21 protein-coding genes are annotated in these 21,289 nt (G+C 63.0%); 10 read left to right on the top strand and 11 right to left on the bottom strand.

Going from position 1 to position 21,289, the window contains the following annotated elements:
- Positions 1 to 5 precede the first annotated feature (5 nt).
- From ACFE8X_RS10155 to ACFE8X_RS10140, 4 genes are read left to right on the top strand one after another with little or no spacing between them, the layout of a single operon-like run.
- On the top strand, positions 6 to 779 hold the full coding sequence (locus ACFE8X_RS10155) for an IclR family transcriptional regulator (protein ID WP_375451350.1): 774 nt from the start codon (positions 6 to 8) through the stop codon (positions 777 to 779).
- A 10-nt stretch (positions 780 to 789) separates the two neighbouring features.
- The gene (locus ACFE8X_RS10150) at positions 790 to 1,092 is read left to right on the top strand and encodes an L-rhamnose mutarotase (RefSeq protein WP_375451349.1); all 303 of its coding nucleotides are present in this window, start codon (positions 790 to 792) and stop codon (positions 1,090 to 1,092) included.
- 30 nt (positions 1,093 to 1,122) lie between these two features.
- On the top strand, positions 1,123 to 2,040 hold the full coding sequence (locus ACFE8X_RS10145; RefSeq protein ID WP_375451348.1) for a dihydrodipicolinate synthase family protein: 918 nt from the start codon (positions 1,123 to 1,125) through the stop codon (positions 2,038 to 2,040).
- Between the two features lies 1 nt (position 2,041).
- Positions 2,042 to 3,070, top strand: a complete 1,029-nt coding sequence (locus ACFE8X_RS10140) for an aldo/keto reductase (protein WP_375451347.1) — start codon at positions 2,042 to 2,044, stop codon at positions 3,068 to 3,070.
- 18 nt (positions 3,071 to 3,088) lie between these two features.
- On the opposite strand, the gene ACFE8X_RS10135 is transcribed toward ACFE8X_RS10140, so the two are convergent.
- The 8 genes from ACFE8X_RS10135 to ACFE8X_RS10100 all read right to left on the bottom strand — a co-directional run bounded on the left by ACFE8X_RS10135 (position 3,089) and on the right by ACFE8X_RS10100 (position 12,522).
- Positions 3,089 to 4,450 carry an HD-GYP domain-containing protein gene (locus tag ACFE8X_RS10135; RefSeq protein WP_375451346.1) on the bottom strand — a complete coding sequence of 454 codons (1,362 nt, stop codon included), beginning with the start codon at positions 4,448 to 4,450 and terminating at the stop codon, positions 3,089 to 3,091.
- A 91-nt stretch (positions 4,451 to 4,541) separates the two neighbouring features.
- Complete coding sequence (locus ACFE8X_RS10130; protein ID WP_375451345.1) at positions 4,542 to 5,744, bottom strand: MFS transporter; 1,203 nt, start codon at positions 5,742 to 5,744, stop codon at positions 4,542 to 4,544.
- A gap of 81 nt (positions 5,745 to 5,825) precedes the next feature.
- Positions 5,826 to 6,572: a ribonuclease activity regulator RraA gene (locus ACFE8X_RS10125; protein ID WP_375451344.1), complete on the bottom strand. Its 747-nt coding sequence runs from the start codon at positions 6,570 to 6,572 to the stop codon at positions 5,826 to 5,828.
- Between the two features lie 22 nt (positions 6,573 to 6,594).
- The gene (locus tag ACFE8X_RS10120) at positions 6,595 to 7,749 is read right to left on the bottom strand and encodes a mandelate racemase/muconate lactonizing enzyme family protein (RefSeq protein ID WP_375451343.1); all 1,155 of its coding nucleotides are present in this window, start codon (positions 7,747 to 7,749) and stop codon (positions 6,595 to 6,597) included.
- A gap of 245 nt (positions 7,750 to 7,994) precedes the next feature.
- Entirely contained in the window at positions 7,995 to 9,080 is a 1,086-nt protein-coding gene (locus ACFE8X_RS10115) for an ABC transporter ATP-binding protein (RefSeq protein ID WP_375451342.1), read from the bottom strand.
- Between the two features lie 9 nt (positions 9,081 to 9,089).
- The gene (locus ACFE8X_RS10110; protein ID WP_375451341.1) at positions 9,090 to 9,968 is read right to left on the bottom strand and encodes a carbohydrate ABC transporter permease; all 879 of its coding nucleotides are present in this window, start codon (positions 9,966 to 9,968) and stop codon (positions 9,090 to 9,092) included.
- Entirely contained in the window at positions 9,965 to 10,852 is an 888-nt protein-coding gene (locus ACFE8X_RS10105) for a carbohydrate ABC transporter permease (protein WP_375451445.1), read from the bottom strand. Before ACFE8X_RS10105 ends, ACFE8X_RS10110 begins: the two co-directional genes overlap by 4 nt.
- A 155-nt stretch (positions 10,853 to 11,007) precedes the next feature.
- The gene (locus ACFE8X_RS10100) at positions 11,008 to 12,522 is read right to left on the bottom strand and encodes an ABC transporter substrate-binding protein (RefSeq protein WP_375451340.1); all 1,515 of its coding nucleotides are present in this window, start codon (positions 12,520 to 12,522) and stop codon (positions 11,008 to 11,010) included.
- A gap of 237 nt (positions 12,523 to 12,759) precedes the next feature.
- Here ACFE8X_RS10100 and ACFE8X_RS10095 point away from each other — a divergent pair, with 237 nt between their 5' ends.
- The 4 genes from ACFE8X_RS10095 to ACFE8X_RS10080 all read left to right on the top strand — a co-directional run bounded on the left by ACFE8X_RS10095 (position 12,760) and on the right by ACFE8X_RS10080 (position 16,549).
- Complete coding sequence (locus ACFE8X_RS10095) at positions 12,760 to 13,464, top strand: GntR family transcriptional regulator (RefSeq protein ID WP_375451339.1); 705 nt, start codon at positions 12,760 to 12,762, stop codon at positions 13,462 to 13,464.
- Between the two features lie 21 nt (positions 13,465 to 13,485).
- Positions 13,486 to 14,856, top strand: a complete 1,371-nt coding sequence (locus ACFE8X_RS10090; RefSeq protein ID WP_375451338.1) for a mandelate racemase/muconate lactonizing enzyme family protein — start codon at positions 13,486 to 13,488, stop codon at positions 14,854 to 14,856.
- 156 nt (positions 14,857 to 15,012) lie between these two features.
- Positions 15,013 to 15,339 carry an NIPSNAP family protein gene (locus ACFE8X_RS10085; protein ID WP_375451337.1) on the top strand — a complete coding sequence of 109 codons (327 nt, stop codon included), beginning with the start codon at positions 15,013 to 15,015 and terminating at the stop codon, positions 15,337 to 15,339.
- Between the two features lie 10 nt (positions 15,340 to 15,349).
- Positions 15,350 to 16,549: a mandelate racemase/muconate lactonizing enzyme family protein gene (locus ACFE8X_RS10080; RefSeq protein ID WP_375451336.1), complete on the top strand. Its 1,200-nt coding sequence runs from the start codon at positions 15,350 to 15,352 to the stop codon at positions 16,547 to 16,549.
- Positions 16,550 to 16,566: 17 nt separating this feature from the next.
- Here the strand turns inward: ACFE8X_RS10080 and ACFE8X_RS10075 are convergent, their stop codons facing one another.
- Both ACFE8X_RS10075 and ACFE8X_RS10070 read right to left on the bottom strand, forming a co-directional pair.
- A complete protein-coding gene (locus ACFE8X_RS10075) occupies positions 16,567 to 17,439 on the bottom strand; it encodes an SMP-30/gluconolactonase/LRE family protein (RefSeq protein ID WP_375451335.1) in 873 nt (290 codons plus the stop codon).
- Positions 17,440 to 17,448: 9 nt separating this feature from the next.
- Positions 17,449 to 18,171: a FadR/GntR family transcriptional regulator gene (locus ACFE8X_RS10070; RefSeq protein ID WP_375451334.1), complete on the bottom strand. Its 723-nt coding sequence runs from the start codon at positions 18,169 to 18,171 to the stop codon at positions 17,449 to 17,451.
- Positions 18,172 to 18,357: 186 nt separating this feature from the next.
- On the opposite strand from ACFE8X_RS10070, the gene ACFE8X_RS10065 reads away from it, so the two are divergent.
- On the top strand, positions 18,358 to 19,362 hold the full coding sequence (locus tag ACFE8X_RS10065; protein WP_375451333.1) for a mannonate dehydratase: 1,005 nt from the start codon (positions 18,358 to 18,360) through the stop codon (positions 19,360 to 19,362).
- Between the two features lie 61 nt (positions 19,363 to 19,423).
- On the opposite strand, the gene kdgD is transcribed toward ACFE8X_RS10065, so the two are convergent.
- Positions 19,424 to 20,329 carry a 5-dehydro-4-deoxyglucarate dehydratase gene (gene kdgD, locus ACFE8X_RS10060; RefSeq protein WP_375451332.1) on the bottom strand — a complete coding sequence of 302 codons (906 nt, stop codon included), beginning with the start codon at positions 20,327 to 20,329 and terminating at the stop codon, positions 19,424 to 19,426.
- Positions 20,330 to 20,503: 174 nt separating this feature from the next.
- On the opposite strand from kdgD, the gene ACFE8X_RS10055 reads away from it, so the two are divergent.
- Positions 20,504 to 21,289, top strand: a complete 786-nt coding sequence (locus tag ACFE8X_RS10055) for an NAD-dependent epimerase/dehydratase family protein (RefSeq protein WP_375451331.1) — start codon at positions 20,504 to 20,506, stop codon at positions 21,287 to 21,289.

Genomic DNA, 21,289 nt, shown 5'->3' with positions numbered 1-21,289 from the left:
CTTTCATGTCGAGCATCAAGCGATCGGTACAGGTAATGGACCTTCTGGCGCGCAAGAGCCCGCTGGGGGTGCGTGCCATTGCCGCCCAACTGGCGCTGCCGCTCGGCTCGGTCCACCGGCTGCTGCTCGACCTCGAGGAAGAAGGCATTGCCGAGCGCACGCCTGATGGCGAATGGGAGTTGTCGTTCCGGCTGCTCGAAATCACCGGCAGTCAGCTCGAGCGCATCGAACTGCCGCGGCTCGCCCGGCCCTATGCCGAAAGAATCGCGCAGGCAACGGGCGAGACCGTCAATCTTAATGCCTTGAGCGGCCGCTACGGGGTGTGCATCGACAAGGTTCGCGGCAATGAAGGCATGCAGCTCGATATGCGGATCGGTGCGCGCGGCCCCCTGCATTGCGGGGGAGCCGGCAAGGCGATGCTGGCCTATATGTCGGCGGACGAGCAGGCCAGGGTGTTAGAACATCCCCTGGTGGCGCTGACGCCCAAGACCATGACCGACCTTGATGTGCTCAAGGCCGAACTGGTGCGCATCAAGGCGCGCGGCTATTCGATCGACGACCAGGAAGTGGTGATCGGCGTCTATTGCGTTTCGGTGCCGATCCTGGATCGCAATGGTCATCCGGCCGGCTCGATGAGCATTACCGGTCCTTCTGTGAAGACACCCGGCGCCGACATCCTGCCCAAGGTAGCATTGCTGAACGAGGCCTGCGGCGCGGTCAGCCGGCGCATCGGCTATCTTGGCGCCTGGCCGCTGCTGGCCCAACCGGTCATGGCTTAGGGGGGAAGTGATGCGGCATGCATGGGTGATGAAGCTCAAGCCGGGCAATGAGGCGATCTATAAGCGCAAGCATGACGAAATCTGGCCCGAAATGCTCGACCTGATGGCGCGCAGTGGCACAAGCAACTTCTCCATTTATCGCTATGGCCTGCTGCTGTTCGCCTATCAGGAACTCGAGAAGCCACCCATGCCAGGCGCCCCGATTGATGCCATCGTGTGGAAATGGTGGGAGATGATGGCGCCCTACATGGAAACCAATGCCGATTTCTCGCCCTGGCAGGAGCCGCTCGAGGAAATGTTCCACGCCGACTGACATCCGTCCCATCCAGCTTCGAGAGATCGCATGCCCCTTCCAATGCTTCATGGCGTCATCCCCATTCTCGTCACCCCGTTCCATGAGGATGGGCGGATCGATGAGGAGAGCCTTGCCAACCTGGTCGACTTCAATATCGACGCCGGCGTGCATGGGCTCGGCGTGGCGCTGGGCAGCGAAATCTTCAAGTTCAACGAGGCCGAACGGGCGCAGGTTACGGCCTGCGTCATCCGCGCCGCTGCCGGGCGCGTGCCCATCGTCATCAATACCGGCGCAGCCGGCACGGACCTGGCCATCCACTATTCCCGCGCCGCCGAGGCGGCGGGTGCCGATGCGCTGATGGTGATCCCGCCCTCGTTCATGCCGGTCAGTGCCGAGGAAATCTTTGATTACTACCTGGCGATCGATCGGGCCGTGGGTATTCCGCTGATCCTGCAGGACGTGCCGCAAGGGCCGGTGCCGCCGGGTCTGGCGATACGCATCATCGAGGCGTGCCGCAACGTCAAGTATATCAAGGTGGAAACGCTGCCGGTCACCAGCAAGGTCGCGGCCATGGCCGCAGTCGCCGGCGACAGGCTCACGATCTTCGGCGGTGCCGGCGGCAGCTATTTCATCGAGGAAATGCGCCGCGGCGCCCTGGGCACGATGCCGTTCTGCAGCCAGCCGGCCGATTTCGTCGCGGTCTGGGATGCCTACCAGCGCGGCGACGAGGCCGAGGCACGACAGCGCTTCGACAGCACCATCATGGCGATCAACCGGCTCGGCAATCAGGGCGGGGACATCTTTTATCTCCTGCACAAGCAGCTGTTGGTGCGGCGCGGCGTCATCCGCACGGCGTTCGTGCGTAGCCCGACCACGGCGCTCGATCCGGTGACGGCAGGCGAAATCGAGCAATTGCTGGCCAAGATCGTGCCGGTTGCGATCCCGTTCGGCACCAGCGCCGCATAAAATGGACCCGTTCAGCCAGAGGCCGCTTGGCCGGACCGCCCTGACATTGCCGCAACTGGGCTTTGGCGGCGCGCCGCTCGGCAATCTATTCGCCGCGGTGGGCGATGCCGAGGCAGAGGCGACGATGGCGGCCGCCTGGGCGCAGGGGGTGCGCTACTACGATACTTCGCCCTGGTATGGGCGGGGCCTCAGCGAACGGCGCATGGGCAGTTTCCTGCTCAACCAGCCGCGCGCTTCACTGCGCCTTTCCACCAAGGTGGGCCGTATCTTGACCGCACCTGCCGATCCCGAGGCGTTCGCCCGGACCGAGCGGTTCTGGCCCGAGGGCCTCAAGTTCGAGCACCATTACGATTATTCCTATGGCGGAGTGATGCGTTCCTATGAGGACAGCCTGCAACGCCTGGGGATGAACCGGATCGACATGCTGCTAATTCATGATCTGGATCTGGCCAATATGGGGTCCGAAGCCCTGTTGGCGGCGCATCTGACACAGTTGGCGACCGGCGGCATGCGCGCCCTGACCGAACTCAAGGCCCATGGGCTGATCGGCGCTATCGGGGCAGGCGTCAATCGCGTCGGCACGATCGAGCGGTTCCTCGGCCTGCTCGATCTCGATTTTTTCCTCGTGGCATTGCCCTATACGCTGGCCGAACAGCCGGTGCTGGATGTGGAATTCCCGCTGTGCCAGGCGCGCGGCATCGGCATTGTCATCGGTGGCGTTTTCGCCTCGGGGATCTTGGCGACCGGAGTCGTGCCGGGCGCCCGCTACAATTACCACGAGCCGTCCCCTGCGGAAGCCGAGCATGTAAGTCGCATTGCGGCAGTATGCGCAAGCCACGGCGTGCCGCTGGCTGCGGCCGCGCTGCAGTTCCCGCTGCATCACCCACAGGTCGCCTCGGTCATTCCCGGCGCGTTCCAGCCGGTCCAGATCGAACGCAATATCGCGGCCATGCGCCATCCCATCCCCGATGCGCTGTGGGCGGACCTCAAAGGGCTAGGCCTGCTGCGCGCCGATGCGCCGACGCCTTAGCCCGGTTTGCTCGGCCGTTTACGCCGCAACGTGTTCCAGCAGCACGATGCCGCGCTTGAGGGCGTCCAGACAGGCGGGATCGAGGGAAAGACCCCGGCCTTCCTCCATGATTTCCAATGCCTTGGATACCGGCATCGGGCCGCGATAGGGACGATCGGCGGTGAGGGCGTCGAAAATGTCGGCTGTGGTGACGATTCGGGTTTCCAGCCCCAGCGCCATGCCGGCGATGCCACGCGGATAGCCTTTGCCGTCAAGGCGTTCGTGGTGGGTGCCGGCGATGGTCGCCATGTCCCGAAATACGGCGATGCGCGACAAAATGGCTTCGCCCATTGCCGGGTGCTGCTTGACGGCAGCCCATTCGTCGACGTCCAGCGGGCCGGGCTTGTCCAGCACGCTGTTGGAAACGCCCAGCTTGCCGATATCGTGCAGCAGCGCCGCGCGCTTGAGCCAGCGCCGGCGTTGCGGGGTAACCCCCAGCCCTTCGGCGATCATGTCGGAAAACAGAGCCACCCGATCGCTATGCCCGCTGGTGAACGGGCTTTTGGCGTCGATGACCTGGGCGAAACCGGCTGCGATGTCGTCAAGATAATCTTCATCGACATGACGCGCGAGGGCCGCAGGCTCAAGCGCAACCACCGCGGCCGAGAGCGTTGGCGCGTGCAGCGTCGACCAGAAGCCGGGCTTTTGGCTGGTTGCCTCGAACATGGCGACCAGATGGGGATCGAACCAGATGCCGGTGCGCAGCTTGATTTCGGCAATGGCGGCGGAGCGGCCCGCCTGGGTGTGAAAGATATCGATCACCTGCGCCAATAGCGCGATGCGGGCGTAAAGCGAAATGGTCTCGCCGATCAGTCCCAGGGGCTGGCCCTTGCCGCTCCAATGTTCGTCCAGGTCGAGAATGCCGCGCTGCACTTGCGCCGAGAACCGCATTTGCCGCGCAATGTCGGCGCCGCGCTGGCAGCGCGTTTCGATCAGTTCGCGCGCGATTTCGCCGCCATTGCGGGCGATGTTGATCATGGCCCTGAAGCGGTCGGCCAATCCCGACCGCGTGCCGGTATTGGCCAGAACGAAGCGCAGGATTTGCGGCAGGCTGTCATCGACGCTCTTGAAGCCGCGTTTGAAATCGAGATCGTCGGTCAGGTACAGCTTGCAGATGCGCGCAGCGTTGGAACTGCAGCCGATATCCTTGAGCAAAAGCGTATAATAGAGGTCCGACAGTTCGGCCGGCGATAGCCGCATCTGCATGCCGATATGCATGCCGATCCAGCAGCAGCGCAGGGAATGGCCGACGGGCTGGCCTTCGGTGATGTCGAGCGCAAAGCTGAGCGCGCCCACCACCTCGGACAGGTTGATCGTCTGGGCGTCTTGGACTGCACTCACGTCGCGCTCTCGGGCTCGGGTGGCAGGGCCACGCCGCTGGGACGTCGGCAGCGTAAGGGAAATTACCTAATAAGCCGTTCCGGAGCCATAATCAGCGCGACCGGCTCTCGACGGCGAATAGCAGCAGGGCCACGAGCCCGGCCAGCGCGCCGGTGCCCGCCGTCGCGGTCCAGCCGCCACCGTGATAGGTCAGTGTGCCCAGGAAGGAGCCGATGGCACCCCCCATGAAGGTGATGGTCATGTAAAGGGCATTGGTGCGGCCACGGATTTCGGGCGAGACGGAAAAGATCATGCGTTGGCTGACCACCTGGTTGCCTTGGACGGCGGCGTCGATCAAGACCGCAAGCAGGACCAGCCCGGCCAGGATCGCCGAGGCGAGCGCCCAGATCGTGCCGAGGAACGACAGGGCCAGCAACAGCATGGCGGCAATGGTGGCGATGCGGCTATGGCCGCGATCGGCCAGGCGTCCGGCGACGGGGGCCGCCAGCGCGCCGCCGGCGCCGGCCAGCGCAAACAGGCCGATCTGTTGTTCGCCCAAGCCAAAACGATCTGCCAGCATAAGCGGGGCCGCGGTCCAGAACAGGTTGAACGCGCCGAACATCAGCGCCTGGTAGGCAGCGCGGCGGCGCAGCATGGGCAGGCTTTTGAGCAGGCCCAGCATCGAGCCGATGATGCGCGGATAGGTGGTGCCCCCGACCGGCCGGTTCTTGGGCATCATGGCAAACAGCGCGGCGCCGATGACCAGCATCAGGGCGGCCGACAGCCAGAACACCGCGCGCCAGCCGAAGCTGGCCGAGACGAACAGGGCCACCGGCCGCGCCAGCATGATGCCGCCCAGCAAGCCGGCCATGACATTGCCCACCATGCGGCCGCGGCGCGCCTCGGGGATCAGTTGGGCAATAAAGGGCAGCAGCACCTGGGCGCCGGTCGAGCAGATGCCGATGATGAAGGAGGCAATGAAAAACGGGGCGGCGGCGCTCGACGTCGCCGCGCCGATCAGCCCCAGGCAGGTCAGGCCCAGGCTGATGAGCACGAGGCGGCGGCTCTCGACGATATCGGCCAGCGAGACGAGGAAGAACAGCCCGATGCCGTAGCCGATCTGGGTGACGCTGACCACCGAGCCGGCGACATCGAGCCCGATGCCCAGTTCGGGGCCGATCGAGGCGATCAGGGGTTGGGCATAATAAAGGTTGGCGACCAGCGCACCCGCGGCCACCCCGACAATCGTCACCAGCGCCGTCGAGGGCGCCTGCGGTTCGGGGGCAATGGAATCGGCCATCATCATCTCGTGCATTGCTGGTCTGGCGCACTGGATAGACGAAATCGGCCGCTGGCAATCGTGAAAGGTGCAGCGATTGCCAGCGCCGTCAGGCCGTTAGTCGTGCTTGATGGGGTTGGACTTGCGCCATTCCTCATATTCGGGACGAGCATCGTCGTGCAGGGGATAATACATCTGCAGCGGCGCGCCCTGCATCAGCTTCATGCGCGAGAAATCTTCCCAGTCGTGCTGCTGGGTGGCGTTCTCGATCATCTTTTCGGCCAGCGCAATCGGCACGCAGACGGCGCCATCGTCGTCGGCCACGATGATGTCGCCCGGAATGACCGTGACGCCGCCGCAGGCGATCGGCACGTTGACGGCAAAGGGCATCAGCCCGGTCTGGGTGTGGAAATTGGGCGTCACTGCGGTCAGCCACAGCGGCACGTCGAGCTTTTGCACGTTGACGAAGTCGCGGATGGCCCCGTCGACCACCATGCCGGCGCCGCCGCGACCACGGAAATAGGTCATCATCATGTCCCCGAACACGCCGGCGGTGATATCGCCGCGCGCATCGACCACCACCACGTCGCCCTTTTCCACCTGGTACAGCACGTGCCGATGCAACTGCTTTTCGACGCTGGCATATTCGCCTTCGCCGTAAAGGTCCTCGCGCTTGGGCATGAATTGCAGCGTCAGCGCCGGGCCGGCGATGGACTTGCCCTTGTTGAAGCTCACCGGGCCGGTGATGTGGCAATTGCGGATGCCCATATGGGCGAGCGTGGCGCTGGCGCTGGCGGCGCCAACGGCCTGCACGCGGGCAACGAGGTCGGCGGAGGGGCGGGTAATCTGGGCAATTTCGGTCATTGCAGGGTCCTGAAAATCGTTGCTACCAATTGGTTACCGAGCCGTCGGTGCGGCGCAGATGAGGGGCTTCCCAAAACTTGAAGCTTTGGCGCTTGATCAAGTCCTCGTTCACCTCGACGCCGAGGCCGGGCAGTTCGCTGACCTCGTAAACCGCGCCGTTGAGAACGGGTTGGGTGGTGAAGATGTCGGCGTCATCGAAGCCGTGATGTTTTTCGCCCGGCGAGGCGCGGGTTTCAAGCCAGGAAAAGTTGGCAACGGCGGCGCCGAAATGCACGGTCGCCGCGGTGCAGATCGGACCCAGCGGATTGTGCGGCATCACGTCGACATAGTGCGCCTCGCTCCAGCCGGCGATCTTCATGGCCTCGGTCAGGCCGCCGGCATTGCACACATCGATGCGGTTGAACTGGTGGATGTCGCGCTCGATGTAGGGCAGGAACTGCCACTTGCTGGCGAATTCCTCGCCGATGGCGAAGGGCACGTCGGTCATCCGGCGCAGGGCTTGGTAGGCTTCGGGCGTTTCGTCGCGGATGGGCTCTTCGAGGAAATCCAGCGTGCCGGACGGCATTTTCTGGCAGAAGCTGGCAGCTTCCGCCACCGACAGGCGATGGTGATAATCGATGCCGAGCACCACGGTGTCGCCGAGTTCCTCGCGCGCCTTGACGCACCATCTGGCGGTTTCGCCGATGCTCTGGCGCGGCTCGTAGATGCCACGGCTTTCATGGTCGGCCGGGTTGAGGCGCATCGCGGTCCAGCCCAGCGCGATCAGCTCCCTGGCCTGTTCGATCATGGCGGGACCACATGGCCCCCTGGTGGTCGCGAAAGTGGGAATGTGACTGCGCTGCTTGCCGCCCAGCAATTGATAGACCGGAACGCCCAGCGCCTTGCCCTTGATATCGTGCAGGGCGATGTCGATGGCGGAGATGGCGGCCGTCAGCACGCGCCCGCCCTCGAAATACTGGCTGCGATACATCTCCTGCCAGAGTGCCCCGATCGCCATGGGATCGCGGCCGATAAGGAATTCGCGATAATGCTCGATAGCACCGATGACCGCGCGCTCGCGGCCCGACAGGCCGCTTTCGCCCCAGCCGTAAATGCCCTCGTCGGTCTCGACCTTGACGAGCAACTGATTCCGGATGCCGACCCAGGTGGGGTAGGGGATGATGGCAGTGATTTTCATGGGTTTATCTTGTGCTCGGAAACGGAAAGCCCGGCTCGATCCGTCCCTCGCCCCTCAGGGGAGAGGGGGAGGCGCAGCCGACGGGTGAGGGGTGCGATCCTGATATATTGCGCTTCATTGTAGCATCGCACCCCTCGCCCGGCGCTGACCCGCCGACCCCGGATCAAGTCCGGGGCGGGCTCTCTCCCCTGAGGGGCGAGGTGATCCGGTGTCCGGTCGCTTTTGAACGCCCACAAGATTCTTCCTCATGCCGCCTGCAATGCCATCGTCGTCGCGGCATCGAACAGATGCAGGCGCTCCTGGTCGAACTCGATCCAAACCTGCTCGTCCGGCGCGATCACGACGCTGGGCTCAAGGCTGATATTGACCACGGCGCCGTTGACGAACACCTGGGCGAAGGTGACGTCGCCGGTGGGCTCCACCGTATAGACCTTGCCCGGCACCGAGCCGGGCCGGGCGGATTTGTGCAGTTTGAGCGTCGAATGGCGGGCGCCGAGCACGACGTCCTTGGTGGTTGAGGCGGCCGTCTTGCGCACATTGGCGGGCGACAGTGGCAGGTCCCAGCCCTCGGGGCTTTTCAGCGCAGTGCCCGAGATTTCGAGCGGGATCAGGCTCATCGCCGGGCTACCGACGAAGCTGGCGACGAAAGTGTTGATCGGGTTGGCAAAGACATTGGCGGGCGTATCGTATTGCTGCAGGTAGCCGCCGTTCATCACCGCCATCTTGTCGGCCATGGTGACCGCTTCGAGCTGGTCGTGGGTGACATAGACCACGGTGGCGTTGAGGTTGTGGTGAAAACGCTTGATTTCGCTGCGCATCTGCACCCGCAGCTTGGCATCGAGGTTGGACAGCGGCTCGTCCATCAGGAATACGGCGGGATCGCGCACCAGGGCTCGGCCCAAGGCGACGCGCTGCTGCTGGCCCCCCGAGAGTTCGCGCGGCTTGCGCTCGAGCAGATGGGTGATGTCGAGCAGCCTTGCGGCGTCCTGCACCTTGCGGTTGATCTCCTCCTTGCCGAGCTTGCGCATCTGGAGGGGGAAAGCCAGGTTGTTGAAGACGCTTTTATTGGGGTAGAGCGCGTAGTTCTGGAACACCATGGCAATGTCGCGATCCTTGGGATCGAGATCGTTGACGATACGATCGCCGATGGAAATATCGCCGCCGCTCATGGGTAAAAGGCCCGCGATCAGGTTGAGCGTCGTGGTCTTGCCGCAGCCGGATGGACCGACCAGGGCGACGAATTCGCCATCCTCGACGGTAAAGCTGACATCGTTGACGGCGTACATGTTGCCGTAAGTCTTCATGACGTGCTCAAGGACAATCCCGGCCATCTTCGGCTCCTAATGTTTGACGGCGCCTTCGGTGAGGGCACGCACGAAGTATTTCTGCAGCACGAGGAACAGCACGACGACCGGCACACTCATGATGAAGGTGGCCGCCATCAGGCCCGGCCAGTCTGTCGCATTTTCCGAAAAGAAGCGCTGGATGCCGACCGGCAAGGTCATCTGCGACTGCTTGGTGAGGAAGGTATAGGCGTAGATGTATTCGTTCCAGGCCCCGATGAAGCTGTAGATCGAGGTGGCGATGATGCCGGGCGTCGAGAGCGGCATCACGATAAAGAAGAAGGCCTGGAACCGCGTCGCCCCGTCGATGCGCGCCGCCTGTTCCAGCTGGATCGGGATGTTGTCGTAAAAGCCCTTGAGCAGCCAGATCGCCAGCGGCAGCCCGAAGGTCAGGTAGGTCAGGATCAGAGAGCCATGCGTATTCACGAGACCTAGCGCCTTCATCAGGATGAAGAGCGGCACGAGGAACACCACCGCGGGGAACATGTTGCGCAGCAGCACCGCAAAGAACAGGAAATTGCGCCCCGGGAAACGGAAGCGCGAGAACGCGTAGGCCGCCGGCACTGCCACCACCACCGCGAGGATCGTTGTGATGGTCGAAACCCAGAGGCTGTTCCAGAAATAGTGCAGGAAGTCCTGCCCGATGCGGCCCGACGGGTCGAGCAGCCGGGTGTAGTTTGCCAGCGTCGGCTCGGCCGGCCACCATTGTGGTGGGTACTGCATCGCTGCAAAGCCGGTCTTGAGCGAGGTTATGATCATCCAGACCATCGGCATCACGGTGAAACCCAGCAGAAGCATGAGGAACAGCCGTCCGGACCAGCGCCACCAGTCGATTTGGTTTCCCCGCCGCACGGCGTTTTCTGTGGTTGCGGTCATGCGCCGGCCCTCGTGTCGTCGCCGCGGGTCAGGGCACGGACATAGAAATAGCCCAGTACCATCATGATGAGGAACAGCAGCACCGCATAGGCTGCGCCGACGCCCCAGTTCTGGCGCAGGAAGGCCAGTTCATAGATGTGGGTTATCCAGATCTGCGTCGAGCCCACCGGCCCGCCGCCCGTCATGATGAAGGGGATGATGAACGAGTTGAAGTTTTGCACCACCAGCAACAGCACCGTCACTGTCGACACGCCCTGCAACTGCGGCAAAGTTACGTGCCAGAACCGCTGCCAGGCCGACGCGCCATCTACCTGCGCCGCCCGCAACAGCGATTCAGGCACGGTTTGCAGGCCGGCCATCAACATGATCATGGCGAAGGAGAACTCCTTCCACACGTTGACGACGATCAGCGCGTAGAGCGAGGTGGTGGAATTGTCGATGAAGTTAACCGGCCCCCTGGCGAGGCCCATCTGGTTGAGTAGCGCGCCGATGGCGCCGAAATCGGAATGGTAGAGCCACTTCCACACATAGGAAGCGGCCACCGCGCTCACCACCCACGGGATCAGCAGCAGGCCGCGCAGCAGAGCTCGGCCGATAAACGCCCGGTGCAGCGCCAGGGCGGCGCCCAGGCCGAGGAGGAACGAGAAGAGCGTTGACAGCACGGTCCAGACGATCGTCTGCCAGGTGACCTTCCAGAAAATCGCGCTCGTCAGGACTGTGGTGTAGTTATCGAAACCGGTGAAGGTCTTGTCGGCCAGCGACAGGCTGGCGGGCGTTTTGTAGAAGCTGAGTTCGATCGTGTAATAGACCGGATAGGCGATCACGATCAGCATGACCAGCAATGCTGGCGCGACATAGAGATAGTCGAAACGGCTGGTGTACAGGCGCTCGCCAAGGCTGGCCCGCTTGGGCGCGGGTTCAGGAACATCCCGGAAGATCGCTCGTTCCTGTACGCTGCTCACGGTGGCACTACCTTTGGCTATGACGGAAGAGACCGGCGACGAGACGGCCGCCGGCCTTGAGCCTGGTGGACTTCGGCTTAGATTCCTCCGCCACCACCACCGATGATGGTCTCGATCTTCTTGGCGGCGTCTTCCGTCGCCTCGTCGACCGTCATGTTGCCGGTGAGGGCGTTTTGCAGCATGTCCGGAACGACGATGTTCATGATCTCCGGCGATTCCGCCAGGACCGGGAACGGGATGCCGTTGGGCAGCATCGAGGTGGTCACGTCCAGGAACTTGATGGTATCCAGGCGCTCCTTCATCGCGGAGGTCAGGAAGCCGTTGATGTTGCCGGGGTTGGAACCGACCCAGGCCAGCTTGGTCGACCATTCCGGGCTGTCCCACATGCAAATCAGCGCCTTGACGGCCTGCTCGTCCACTTTGCCGCCATCAACGAATTCCGGCTTCACCACGTGGATGTTGGAGCCTCCGAACACCACGGCGCGCTTGCCGTCCGGACCCGTCGGCATCAGGCCATAGCGCATGTTGGCGACGACGTCGTCGGCAACGGACTTGTCTGCGCCGGTCGCCTTGCTGGCGAGGTCCAGCATCTTGGCGTATTCAGCCGGGTGGGCGATCATCATGCCAAGTTGGCCGGCGATGAACGGCGCCTGGTTTTCTGCCTGGGTATTGGTGAGGGCCGAAACCGGTACCGACTTGTCGATGGCGTACATCTGGTACGCGGCCTGCAAGGCGGCCTTGGAGCCGGCATTGTTTATCTCGACCGACTTGTAGGTCGGGTCTGCGGTGGCTTCGTCAAGCGAGCCGCCACCATAGGCCCAAAGCTGTGGCATGAAGCGGAACGGCGTATTGCCCGCGTTCTGCTTGGCCACGAGGCCATAACCGGAAATGCCGAGCTTGTCGTGGATCTGCTTGGAATAGGCGACCACGTCGTCCCAGGTTTTGGGCGCCGCTTCGGGGTCGAGCCCGGCATCCTTAAACACCTTGGCATTCCAGATGAAGGCCATGGTCTCGTTGTTGGTCGGCAGGCCATAGAGCGTGTTGTCGTAGGTCACCGACTTGAGAGCACCGGGCCAGAAGTCGGCGGCGGTGAAGCCGTAGTCTTCCGGTTTGACGGGGTTCAGATAGCCTTTGGCGGCGAATTCGACGCCGCCGAGTATCTGCAGCCGGATGACCATCGGGGCCGAGTTGCCGAGCAGGGCCGTGCGGAACTTGTCGAGCAGTTCGTTATAGGTGATCGACTGCACGTCGGTCTGGATGTTGGGGTAGGCCGCGTGGAACGCGTCCCAGAAGGCCTTGTCCTGATCGTGCGCGATTTGCGGATCGGCCTCGAACGGGCCGGTATACCAGTAGCTGACCGTACCCGTATAGTCGTTGGGCACGACCGCGCCGCAATCCTTGGCGGCATCGAAGTCCTTGGTGCCGGCAATGGACTTCACATAGTCAGGCGACCATTTGCTGAGGTCAACGCTTTGGGCGTAAACGGTGCTCGAGATCACCGATGCCGTCGTCAGGACGGCCAGGGCGTAGTTCATGACCTGCCGGCGTGTGGGCAAGCCAGACCGCTGCTTGCGGCCGTGCGCGTTTGTCATTGAGAGTTCCTCCTCCACGTGCGGACGCCCATGCGGCCCCCTCGGCCGAACCAGGCTTTCCATCCAGCTTGCGCTGCTTTTCGCCGGAGCCGGGCTTTGCGCCCATGTCTGCCGGTTGAACGTCGACAGTTCCAGACTAATCTTTGTCTGTCAACATTGCATAGATCGTACATTATTTTCGTCCGTTCACGTGCAAACAGGCTTGGCTTGCCCAAAAAATGGTCATAAACAGACACTATGAGCCAGATCGCCGTCAGCGCCGGAGCACCCGAGGAGGGTCTTGATTCGCCGGCATCGGTATATGAGATGATCCGCGAGGACATTATCGCGGCGCGCCTTGAATCCAACGAACGCCTCAAGATCGCTGATCTCGCCGAGCGGTATGGTACCTCCACCAATCCCGTCCGCGAGGCGCTGCAGCAATTGCGCGGCGAGGGGTTCGTGCTGATGGAGCCCAATCGCGGCGCGCGGGTGCGGCCGATCGATGAGGCCTTCGTGCGCGACATCATCGAGATCGAGGTGCTGATCGAGCCGGCGCTGACGCGCTGGTTCGTGACCATCGTCAACGATGGCGACATCGCCGAACTCGAGGCGGCGCAGGCCGACATCGAAGCGCTGAACTTCGCCGACGGCGCCAAGCACGGCGCGCTCGATACCCGTTTTCACCAGCTGATCTACGATCGCCACTACAATCGGCACGCTGCCGAACTGTGGTGGAAGCACCGCGAAATCCTGCGCGCCATCAGCCGGCGCTTTCCCACCTCGCTCAGCCGCCGGGTGGCGGTGCTGCGCGAGCATCGCGAACTGATCGAGGCCATCCGCGCGCAGGACGCCGACCGCGCCGCCGCCGTCGTTGCCAAACATGTCGAAGGGTCGGGGCGCCACATCATCGAACAAATGGGCGTGGCCAAAAGAAACGGGCCTCGCAAGCGCCCGGCTTAGCATTTTATGAGGAGGACATTGATGACCAAAGGATTGAGCGAGCCCAGCGCCGGCGACACCATCGAGGCCAATATCCGCACCAGCTCGCGGCCGAGCGATCTGCGGATCACCGATATCCGCGTCGCCGAAATCGTGGGCGCGCCGTTCATTTCGGCGTTGGTCAAGATCTATACCAACCAGGGCCTTGTGGGCCTGGGCGAAGTGCGCGACGGCGCCAGCGCCACCTATGCGCTGATGCTCAAGAGCCGCCTCCTGGGAGAAAATCCCTGCGACATCGACCGCCTGTTCCGCCGCATCAAGCAGTTCGGCGGCCATGGCCGGCAGGGCGGGGGTGTCTCGGCTATCGAGATTGCGCTGTGGGACCTGGCGGGCAAGGCCTATGGCGTGCCGATCTACCAGATGCTGGGCGGCCGGTTCCGCGACAAGGTGCGGGTTTACTGCGACACCGACGCGGACAAGCCCAGCGGCACCGAAACCGGCAAGCGCCTGAAGGAGCGGATGGACATGGGGTTCACCTTCCTCAAGATGGACCTGGGCCTGATGCAGATTGCCGATGTTCCCGGCGCGGTGGTGGCCCCGGCCGGCTCGCTCGAGGGCTATCGCATCCATCCCGGTCGCGGTCCGGTCAAGAGCATGGAGGATCGGCGCCTACGCAATGCGGTCTATGACACGCACAATGTCCGCCATCCCTTCAGCGGCCTGCATTTCACCGACAAGGGCCTAGACCTGCTCGAGCAGTACATTGCCGAGGTCCGCGAGGTCATCGGCTACGAGATCCCGCTGGCGATCGATCATGTCGGCCATATCTCGTTGCAGAACGGCATTCGCCTGGCGCGGCGGATCGAGAAATACGTGCCCGCCTGGCTCGAGGACGTAATCCCCTGGCAATATACCGAGCAGTACCGGCAGTTGCAGGAAGCCACCACGGTGCCGATCTGCACGGGCGAGGACATCTATCTGCGCGAGGGGTTCGAGCCGCTGCTCAAATCGGGCATATCGGTCATCCACCCGGACGTTCTGACGTCGGGGGGCATACTCGAAACCAAGAAGATCGGCGACGCCGCCCAGGAGCACGGCATCGCCATGGCCATCCACATGGCCGAAAGCCCGATCGCGGCGATGGCTGCCGCCCATGTCGCGGTGGCTACGGAAAACTTCATGGCGCTCGAATATCACAGCGTCGAGGTGGACTGGTGGGACGATATCGTCACCGGCCTGCCCAAGCCGCTGGTCAAGAACGGCTTCATCACCGTGCCGGACAAGCCGGGGCTGGGCATCGACGACGTCGTCGACGAGGTCATCAGCCAGCACCTGCAGGACGGCGTCACGGGCATCTGGCAGCCTACCGATCAATGGGATCAGGATTATTCCTGGGACCGCACCTGGAGCTGATCTTTTACCTCGCCCCTTTGGGGAGAGGTCGACCCGAAGAGGCGGGTGAGGGGGCCTTCCTCCTCACACCATCAAGAAAAGACCCCCTCACCCGGCGCTTGCGCGCCGACCTCTCCCCGAAGGGGCGAGGTGAAGGAAGAAGGTTCTGGAGGAACCATGATCTACGAATTGCGCATCTACGATTGCCTTCCCGGCCGGTTGCCGGCTTTGCTGCAGCGGTTCACCGATCACACGCTGGGACTATGGGAGCGGCACGGCATTCGCCAGGCCGGGTTTTTCACGACCGTGGTCGGGGACAGCAACCAGCGCCTGACCTATTTCCTGGCCTGGGAATCGCTTGCCGAGCGGCAGGCCAAATGGACGGCGTTCACGACCGACCCGGACTGGCACACCGCGCGTGACGCCTCCGAGCGCGATGGGCAGATCGTCGCCAATGTCACCAATCAATTGCTGGCGCCGACGGCCTTTTCGTCGGTCAAATAGGGGGACCACCATGAAAATCACCGACCTGCGCTGCGCCGTCATCGGCCGGCATCCCATCGTGCGCATCGTCACCGATGAGGGCATTTATGGCCTGGGCGAGGTGGAATATACCAAGCCCTATCTCAAGCCCTGGGTGCTGCATTTCCGCGAGGCCTTGATCGGGGAAGACCCCACCGATGTCGAGCGGGTGATGATCAAGATCCGCCAGCGCGGCAGCTTCAAGCCTTATGGCGCCGCGGTCAGCGCCATCGAACATGCGCTGTGGGACATTGCCGGCAAGGCCGCCAATGTGCCGGTCTACAAGCTGCTCGGCGGCAAGGTGCGCGACCAGGTGCGCGTCTATAACGGCTCGATCCGCCAGAAGCGCACCGGCGACCGGCCCGAGGACTATGCCGCCGACGTCAAATGGATGATGGAGCAGAAGCAGAACTTCTTCATGGTCAAGCAGGGCATCAGCTTTCATTCCAACATGAAGGACAACATCGACGATTTCCACTATGGCCCGCGCCAGACCAAGGCCGGCTACCATGGCGCCATGGACCAGGGGCAGATCTCCGAGCATGGCTTCAACCACATGCTCGATTGCGTCATCGCCATGAAGGAAGTGCTGGGCGACAAAGTGTCGCTGGCGCTCGATTGCGGGCCGGGCTGGTTCCTGCCCGACGCGATTCGCTTCGCCAATGCGGTGGAAAAATACAACCTGATGTGGCTCGAGGACATGCTGACCGGCGACTACGTGCCCTGGGTCAACCCGCAGGCCTATCGCGAACTGACGCTGTCGACGACGACGCCCATCCATACCGGCGAGCAGATTTACCTGCGGCACAATTTCAAGGAACTGATCGAAACCCAGGCGGTGCGCGTCATCGGTCCCGATCCCGCCGATATCGGGGGCATCGCCGAGCTGAAATGGGTCGCCGAACACGCCTATATGCATTCGATCATGATGGCGCCCCATGGCACCGCCAATGGCCTTCTGGGCCTGGGGGCGCTGATCAATGTCTGCGCCACGCTGCCGTCCAATTACATCGCCTTTGAATATCCCAGTGCATCCGATCCCTGGTGGGAAGATATCGTCATCGGCCTGCCCGATGAGATCGTCACGGATTCCATGGTCGATCTGCTCGAAGCGCCGGGCCTGGGCCTCGATATCGATGCCAAGGCCGCCAAGCCCTATCTCAAGGAGGAAGATGCCGGCTTTTTCGACTAGGCCGGCACACGCACCGGCTAGGCGATGGCGCCGAACCGGTTGACCGGAACGCCCGGCGTCGTGACGCGAAAGCTGACGATGCCGTCGCGTCCGGGGCTCTTATCGCCCGAATCAAGGCTGGTGACGTAAAGGGTTCGCAGGTCCGGGCCGCCAAAGCACGCCATTGTGGGATTGCGCAGCGGCACCGGAACGAAGTCGAGCAATTCGCCCTCCGCCGAAAAACGGTTGATGCGACTTGCCGACGGTGCGGCCGACCAGTAGGCGCCCGCCATGTCGCAGGCGCCGCCATCGAAGCGGCCATTGGCCTCGTCGTGCTGGCGTAGCCGGCGGCGGTTGTGCGCCTCGCCGGTGGCGGGGCTGAAATCCCAGGTGTCGAGCCAGATGTCGCCCCGCGAGTCCGAATGGTAGAGCCTGGTGCCGGCCGCATTCCAGGCCAGGCCATTGGAGATGGCGATGTTGTCGGCGATGGTGCGCACGGCCCCGTCCGGCGCGATGCGATAGAGGCGGGCGCTGGGCTTCCCCTCGCCACTGGTATCCATGCTGCCGACCCAGAAGGCCCCGTCGGGGCCGACCTTGCCGTCGTTCAGCCGCATGCCGGGCTTGGCATGATCGATGCTGGCGACGATCCGGCGCGTGCCGGCTAGGGAATCGAACAGCACGATGTTGCGGCACAGCGCCACGACGAGCCGGTTCCCATCGGCCAGCCCGAAGCTGGCCACCGCCTCGCCAAAGGCCCATCGGGTGCGCGCGCCGCTCGGAATATGCAACGCATGAATGACGCCGGCGGGAATGTCGCACCAGAGCAGGCGCTCCCCTTCGGCGTCCCAAACCGGGCTTTCGCCCACTCCGAACCGTTCGGCAACGACGATGTCAATCTCGGGCGGGGCCATGGCGCTTGCTCAGCCGTGCGGTGTGTCGTGCAGCAGGCTCCATTCGCGATAGCGCCGCCGCCCGCCCTCGAGGTGCTGGCGCATGGCGGCACGTGCCGCATCGGCTTGGCGCTCGTTGATCGCCTCGAAAATGCGGCGATGCTCGCGCTGGATATTGTCCAGGAACTCGGCCTTGTCCTGCTGGTCGGCGAAGCTGGCGCCCAGCGCCCGGCGCGGGATCAGCCGTTCGCCCATTTCGTCGACGAACAGGCGGAAGCGCGCATTGTTGGTCGCATCGGCGACGGCCCGATGAAAGGCCCGGTCGGCGTCAGTCGCCAGGGAATTGTCCTGCAGGTGACGCGCAAACTGGCTCATCGCCTGTTCCATGCGCAGCAAATTGGTTTCGGTCCGCCGCTCGGCGGCCAGCCCCGCCGCCTCGATCTCCACGCTCATGCGAAATTCGATGAAATCGAGCACGTCCCCGATGTCCTGCGGCGCTTCCATGAACATGGAGCCGCCGGCTCTTGCGGGTTCGCTGACGTAAACGCCACTGCCGCGCAGCGAGCGCAACCGTCCGTCGGCCTTGAGCCCGGCGATGGCCTCGCGCACGACGGTGCGGCTGACCGAGAACTGCTCGCACAACCGATCGGCCGTCGGCAGCTTATCGCCGATCTTGAGATTGGTGCGGTCGATCAACTGGACCAGGTCCTGCTTGACGCGATCGGTCAGGCGCATTGCTTGTGCTTCAACCATGCCCGCTCGACCGCCTCACGCCTGTGGTTCCCCTAGTCACCGATATGCGCCTGTCGGCGCTAACGCAATGCTAGCACAATGGGTGTCCATGCGACACCAAATCGGCCGGATTCCAACGCACCTTCTTGTAGCATGGCAAAATCTTTCATACAACTTTGGAGAAATCATAAAACAGGGCGGATCGCGATGTATGTCGGCACTCAACTCGGCGGCGACAAATTCGCGGAAGTGGGGGATCGCTATTTGCGCCAGCTTGCCCAACTGGGTGTCAGGCATGTGTGCATCGATCCCGCCGGCAGTGCCTATGGCTGGACGCGCGAGGTGCTGGCCCGCCATATCGAGCGGATCGACAAGGCCGGCCTGGTGCTCGACATGGTGCAATTGCCCCTGCCGTCATCGGGTGTCGACAGGAGCGAGGCGCCAGCGATCATGCTGGGGCAGGATCCCGAGCGTGGCCAGCAGATCGATGGCATCTGCACCCTGATCGAGACTTTGAGCGGCCTGGGCGTTGCGAGCGTAAAATACAATCTGAACATCCTGGGCATTCCGCGCACCGCCTCCGAGCGTGGCCGGGGCGGGGCCCTGCTGTCGACCTTCCGGCATGACCAGACCAGCGATGACACGGTGTTGACGCGGGCCGGCCTGGTCGATGCTGATGAGTCCTGGGAGCGGATCACCTATTTCCTCGAGCGCGTCGTGCCGGTTGCCGAAGCTAACAAAGTGCGGCTGGCCTGTCATCCACACGATCCGCTGACGCGGCCCGGCTATCGCGGCGTCGATCGGGTGCTTGGCGATGCCGAAGGGCTCAAGACCTTCGTGTCGATCGCTGAAAGCCCTTATCATGGTCTGAACTTCTGCCAGGGCACGATCGCCGAAAGCCTGGACAATCCGCGCGACGAGATTGGCGCTATCATTCGCTGGTTCGGCAGCCGCAAGAAAATCTTCAACGTGCATTTCCGCAATATCAAAGGTGGCCGCTATTCCTTTACCGAAGTGCTGCCGGACAATGGCGATATGGACATGGCCGATAGTTTGCGCATCTACAAAGAGGTTGGCGTCGATTGCATGATCATGCCCGACCATGTGCCCGACATCGATGGCGAGGCCCCGTTCGAGACCGCTTTCGCATTTGCCTTTGGCTATATTATCGGCCTGTTCCAGGCCAATGGCTGGGACCCGTACGGAGCTTAGAACCGGCGCCTTCGCGACGAAAAATCCCGCAGCGCGATCCGCGGGTTTTCCTTGAGAGCCTTCAGCTATGGGCCGCGATCAGGGCTGCCAGGGTCTGGCGCTCGCTGTCGTTGAGCTCGACCAGCGGGCTGCGCACTTTGCCGGCAGGCCGTCCAACCAGCTCGGCGCCCGCCTTGATCATGGCCACGGCATAGCCGCGGCGGCGATCGCGCAGTTCGACCAGGGGTAGGTAAAAGCTTTTGAGCAGGGCGTTGATGGTCGTCGTGTCACGCCCGCGGACGGCCTGGTAGAAGCGCAGCGCCAGTTCGGGCACGAAGTTGAAGACGGCCGAGGAATAGGTGGTGACGCCCATTTCCAGATAGGGCTGGGCGAAGATTTCCGCCGTGGGCAAGCCGCCGATATGGACCATGCGGTCGCCGATCCGGCTGGCGATGCTGATCATCAATTTCAAATCGCCCATGCCGTCCTTGTAGCCGATCAGGTTGGGGCAGGCGTCGGCCAGTCTTTCCAGGGAATCGGGGGTCAGTCGCGTGTTGTCGCGTGCATAATAGATCACTCCGATCCCCACGGCATCGCAGATCGCCTTCATATGGGCGACGATGCCCTCCTGTTCGGCAAACATCAGGTAGTGGGGCAGCACCAGAATGCCAGAGGCGCCGGCTTTTTCGGCCCGTCGGGCCAGGTCGACGGCGATGCGGGTGCCGTAGCCTACGCCGGCCAGCACCGGCACGTTGGGCGCGCTGTTGGCGACGGCGGTGCGGATTACGTCGTCATATTCGTCATAACCGATCGAAAAGAACTCGCCGGTGCCGCCGGCGGCAAACAGTCCCGCCGCCGCAAACGAGGATAGCCATTGCAGCCGCCGGGCATAGGACTGCCGGTCGAACTCGCCATCGGCATCGAAGTCGGTTACCGGAAACGACAGGAGCCCGGCCCCGATCGCGGCCTTGATGTCCTCGAAGCTCACGCTCCTCTCCCACCGCAATAATTAGTATTATTGCCTTGAACTATCATTGCCGTAAAGTCGCTGTCAACGCCCGAAACCGGCCGTCAATGATGAACCATTGCCAAAAAGTATGATCTGTCGTTGACAAGTCCATAGTTGTCGTACTAATGCCGGACCACGCCTGAAGGACCGACAATGCCCAAAATCCTGCTGACCGGCGCTTCGGGGCGCCTTGGAGGTCATTTGCGCTCCTGGTTGTCGGCGCGTGGCCGGGCTGTGCTGGCGAGCGATATTGTACCAAGCAGCGATGGTTCGCCCGTCGAGATTGCTGACCTTGCCAATCTGGATGCCGTTAACCGACTGATGGCACAAGACATTTCTGCCGTGGTCCATTTCGGCGGGATATCCGGGGAGGCTGGTTGGCAGAGCCTGCTTGAGGCCAATATCGTGGGCACCTACAACATTTTCGAGGCGGCGCGCCGGGCCGGCGTCGAGCGCATCGTCTATGCCTCGTCCTACCATGTGCAGGGCTATTACGAGCTGGACGCAGTGCCGATCGGGGTTGGCGATGCCTATCGCCCGGATACGCTTTACGGCGTCTCCAAGGTGTTTGGCGAAGCCCTGAGCCGGCTCTATTTCGACAAGTTCGGCCTGCAATGCCTTGCCATTCGCATCTGCACCGCCGGCACTCCGAGCACCCCGCGCGAGGCCCGGTTATGGTGCAATCGCGACGATCTGGCCGCTCTGGTTGAGTGCGGGCTCGACGTGCCGGTGCTCGGCCATCGCACGGTCTTCGGCATTTCAGACAATCCGGAAGCGTTTTACCTCAACACGCCCGACCCCGAGCTGGGCTGGGTGCCGCAGCACAGCTCAACGGAATTGGGCGAGCCCGATCCGCGCCAGCCCCTGGACCCAGATGATCCGCGGCATCGGCTGACCGGCGGAGTCTTCGCCAATTGGGGGCATTTTGACGACCAGTAA

Origin of the sequence: uncultured Devosia sp. (genome assembly GCF_964244875.1) — a bacterium.
Classification (GTDB): Bacteria; Pseudomonadota; Alphaproteobacteria; order Rhizobiales; family Devosiaceae; genus Devosia.
Note: the sequence above shows the minus strand (reverse complement) of the source record. Positions and strands in the feature narration are given on the sequence as shown.

What these genes read in the sequence shown, in the direction of transcription:
- ACFE8X_RS10090 (WP_375451338.1), top strand. Translation starts at nt 13,486, where the DNA reads ATGACCAAAGGATTGAGCGAGCCCAGCGCCGGCGACACCATCGAGGCC.
- ACFE8X_RS10145 (WP_375451348.1), top strand. Translation starts at nt 1,123, where the DNA reads ATGCCCCTTCCAATGCTTCATGGCGTCATCCCCATTCTCGTCACCCCG.
- ACFE8X_RS10065 (WP_375451333.1), top strand. Translation starts at nt 18,358, where the DNA reads ATGTATGTCGGCACTCAACTCGGCGGCGACAAATTCGCGGAAGTGGGG.
- ACFE8X_RS10125 (WP_375451344.1), bottom strand. Translation starts at nt 6,572, where the DNA reads ATGACCGAAATTGCCCAGATTACCCGCCCCTCCGCCGACCTCGTTGCC.
- ACFE8X_RS10130 (WP_375451345.1), bottom strand. Translation starts at nt 5,744, where the DNA reads ATGCACGAGATGATGATGGCCGATTCCATTGCCCCCGAACCGCAGGCG.
- ACFE8X_RS10115 (WP_375451342.1), bottom strand. Translation starts at nt 9,080, where the DNA reads ATGGCCGGGATTGTCCTTGAGCACGTCATGAAGACTTACGGCAACATG.
- ACFE8X_RS10155 (WP_375451350.1), top strand. Translation starts at nt 6, where the DNA reads ATGTCGAGCATCAAGCGATCGGTACAGGTAATGGACCTTCTGGCGCGC.
- ACFE8X_RS10080 (WP_375451336.1), top strand. Translation starts at nt 15,350, where the DNA reads ATGAAAATCACCGACCTGCGCTGCGCCGTCATCGGCCGGCATCCCATC.
- ACFE8X_RS10150 (WP_375451349.1), top strand. Translation starts at nt 790, where the DNA reads ATGCGGCATGCATGGGTGATGAAGCTCAAGCCGGGCAATGAGGCGATC.
- ACFE8X_RS10110 (WP_375451341.1), bottom strand. Translation starts at nt 9,968, where the DNA reads ATGACCGCAACCACAGAAAACGCCGTGCGGCGGGGAAACCAAATCGAC.
- ACFE8X_RS10085 (WP_375451337.1), top strand. Translation starts at nt 15,013, where the DNA reads ATGATCTACGAATTGCGCATCTACGATTGCCTTCCCGGCCGGTTGCCG.
- ACFE8X_RS10075 (WP_375451335.1), bottom strand. Translation starts at nt 17,439, where the DNA reads ATGGCCCCGCCCGAGATTGACATCGTCGTTGCCGAACGGTTCGGAGTG.
- ACFE8X_RS10070 (WP_375451334.1), bottom strand. Translation starts at nt 18,171, where the DNA reads ATGGTTGAAGCACAAGCAATGCGCCTGACCGATCGCGTCAAGCAGGAC.
- ACFE8X_RS10100 (WP_375451340.1), bottom strand. Translation starts at nt 12,522, where the DNA reads ATGACAAACGCGCACGGCCGCAAGCAGCGGTCTGGCTTGCCCACACGC.
- ACFE8X_RS10120 (WP_375451343.1), bottom strand. Translation starts at nt 7,749, where the DNA reads ATGAAAATCACTGCCATCATCCCCTACCCCACCTGGGTCGGCATCCGG.
- ACFE8X_RS10055 (WP_375451331.1), top strand. Translation starts at nt 20,504, where the DNA reads ATGCCCAAAATCCTGCTGACCGGCGCTTCGGGGCGCCTTGGAGGTCAT.
- ACFE8X_RS10095 (WP_375451339.1), top strand. Translation starts at nt 12,760, where the DNA reads ATGAGCCAGATCGCCGTCAGCGCCGGAGCACCCGAGGAGGGTCTTGAT.
- ACFE8X_RS10140 (WP_375451347.1), top strand. Translation starts at nt 2,042, where the DNA reads ATGGACCCGTTCAGCCAGAGGCCGCTTGGCCGGACCGCCCTGACATTG.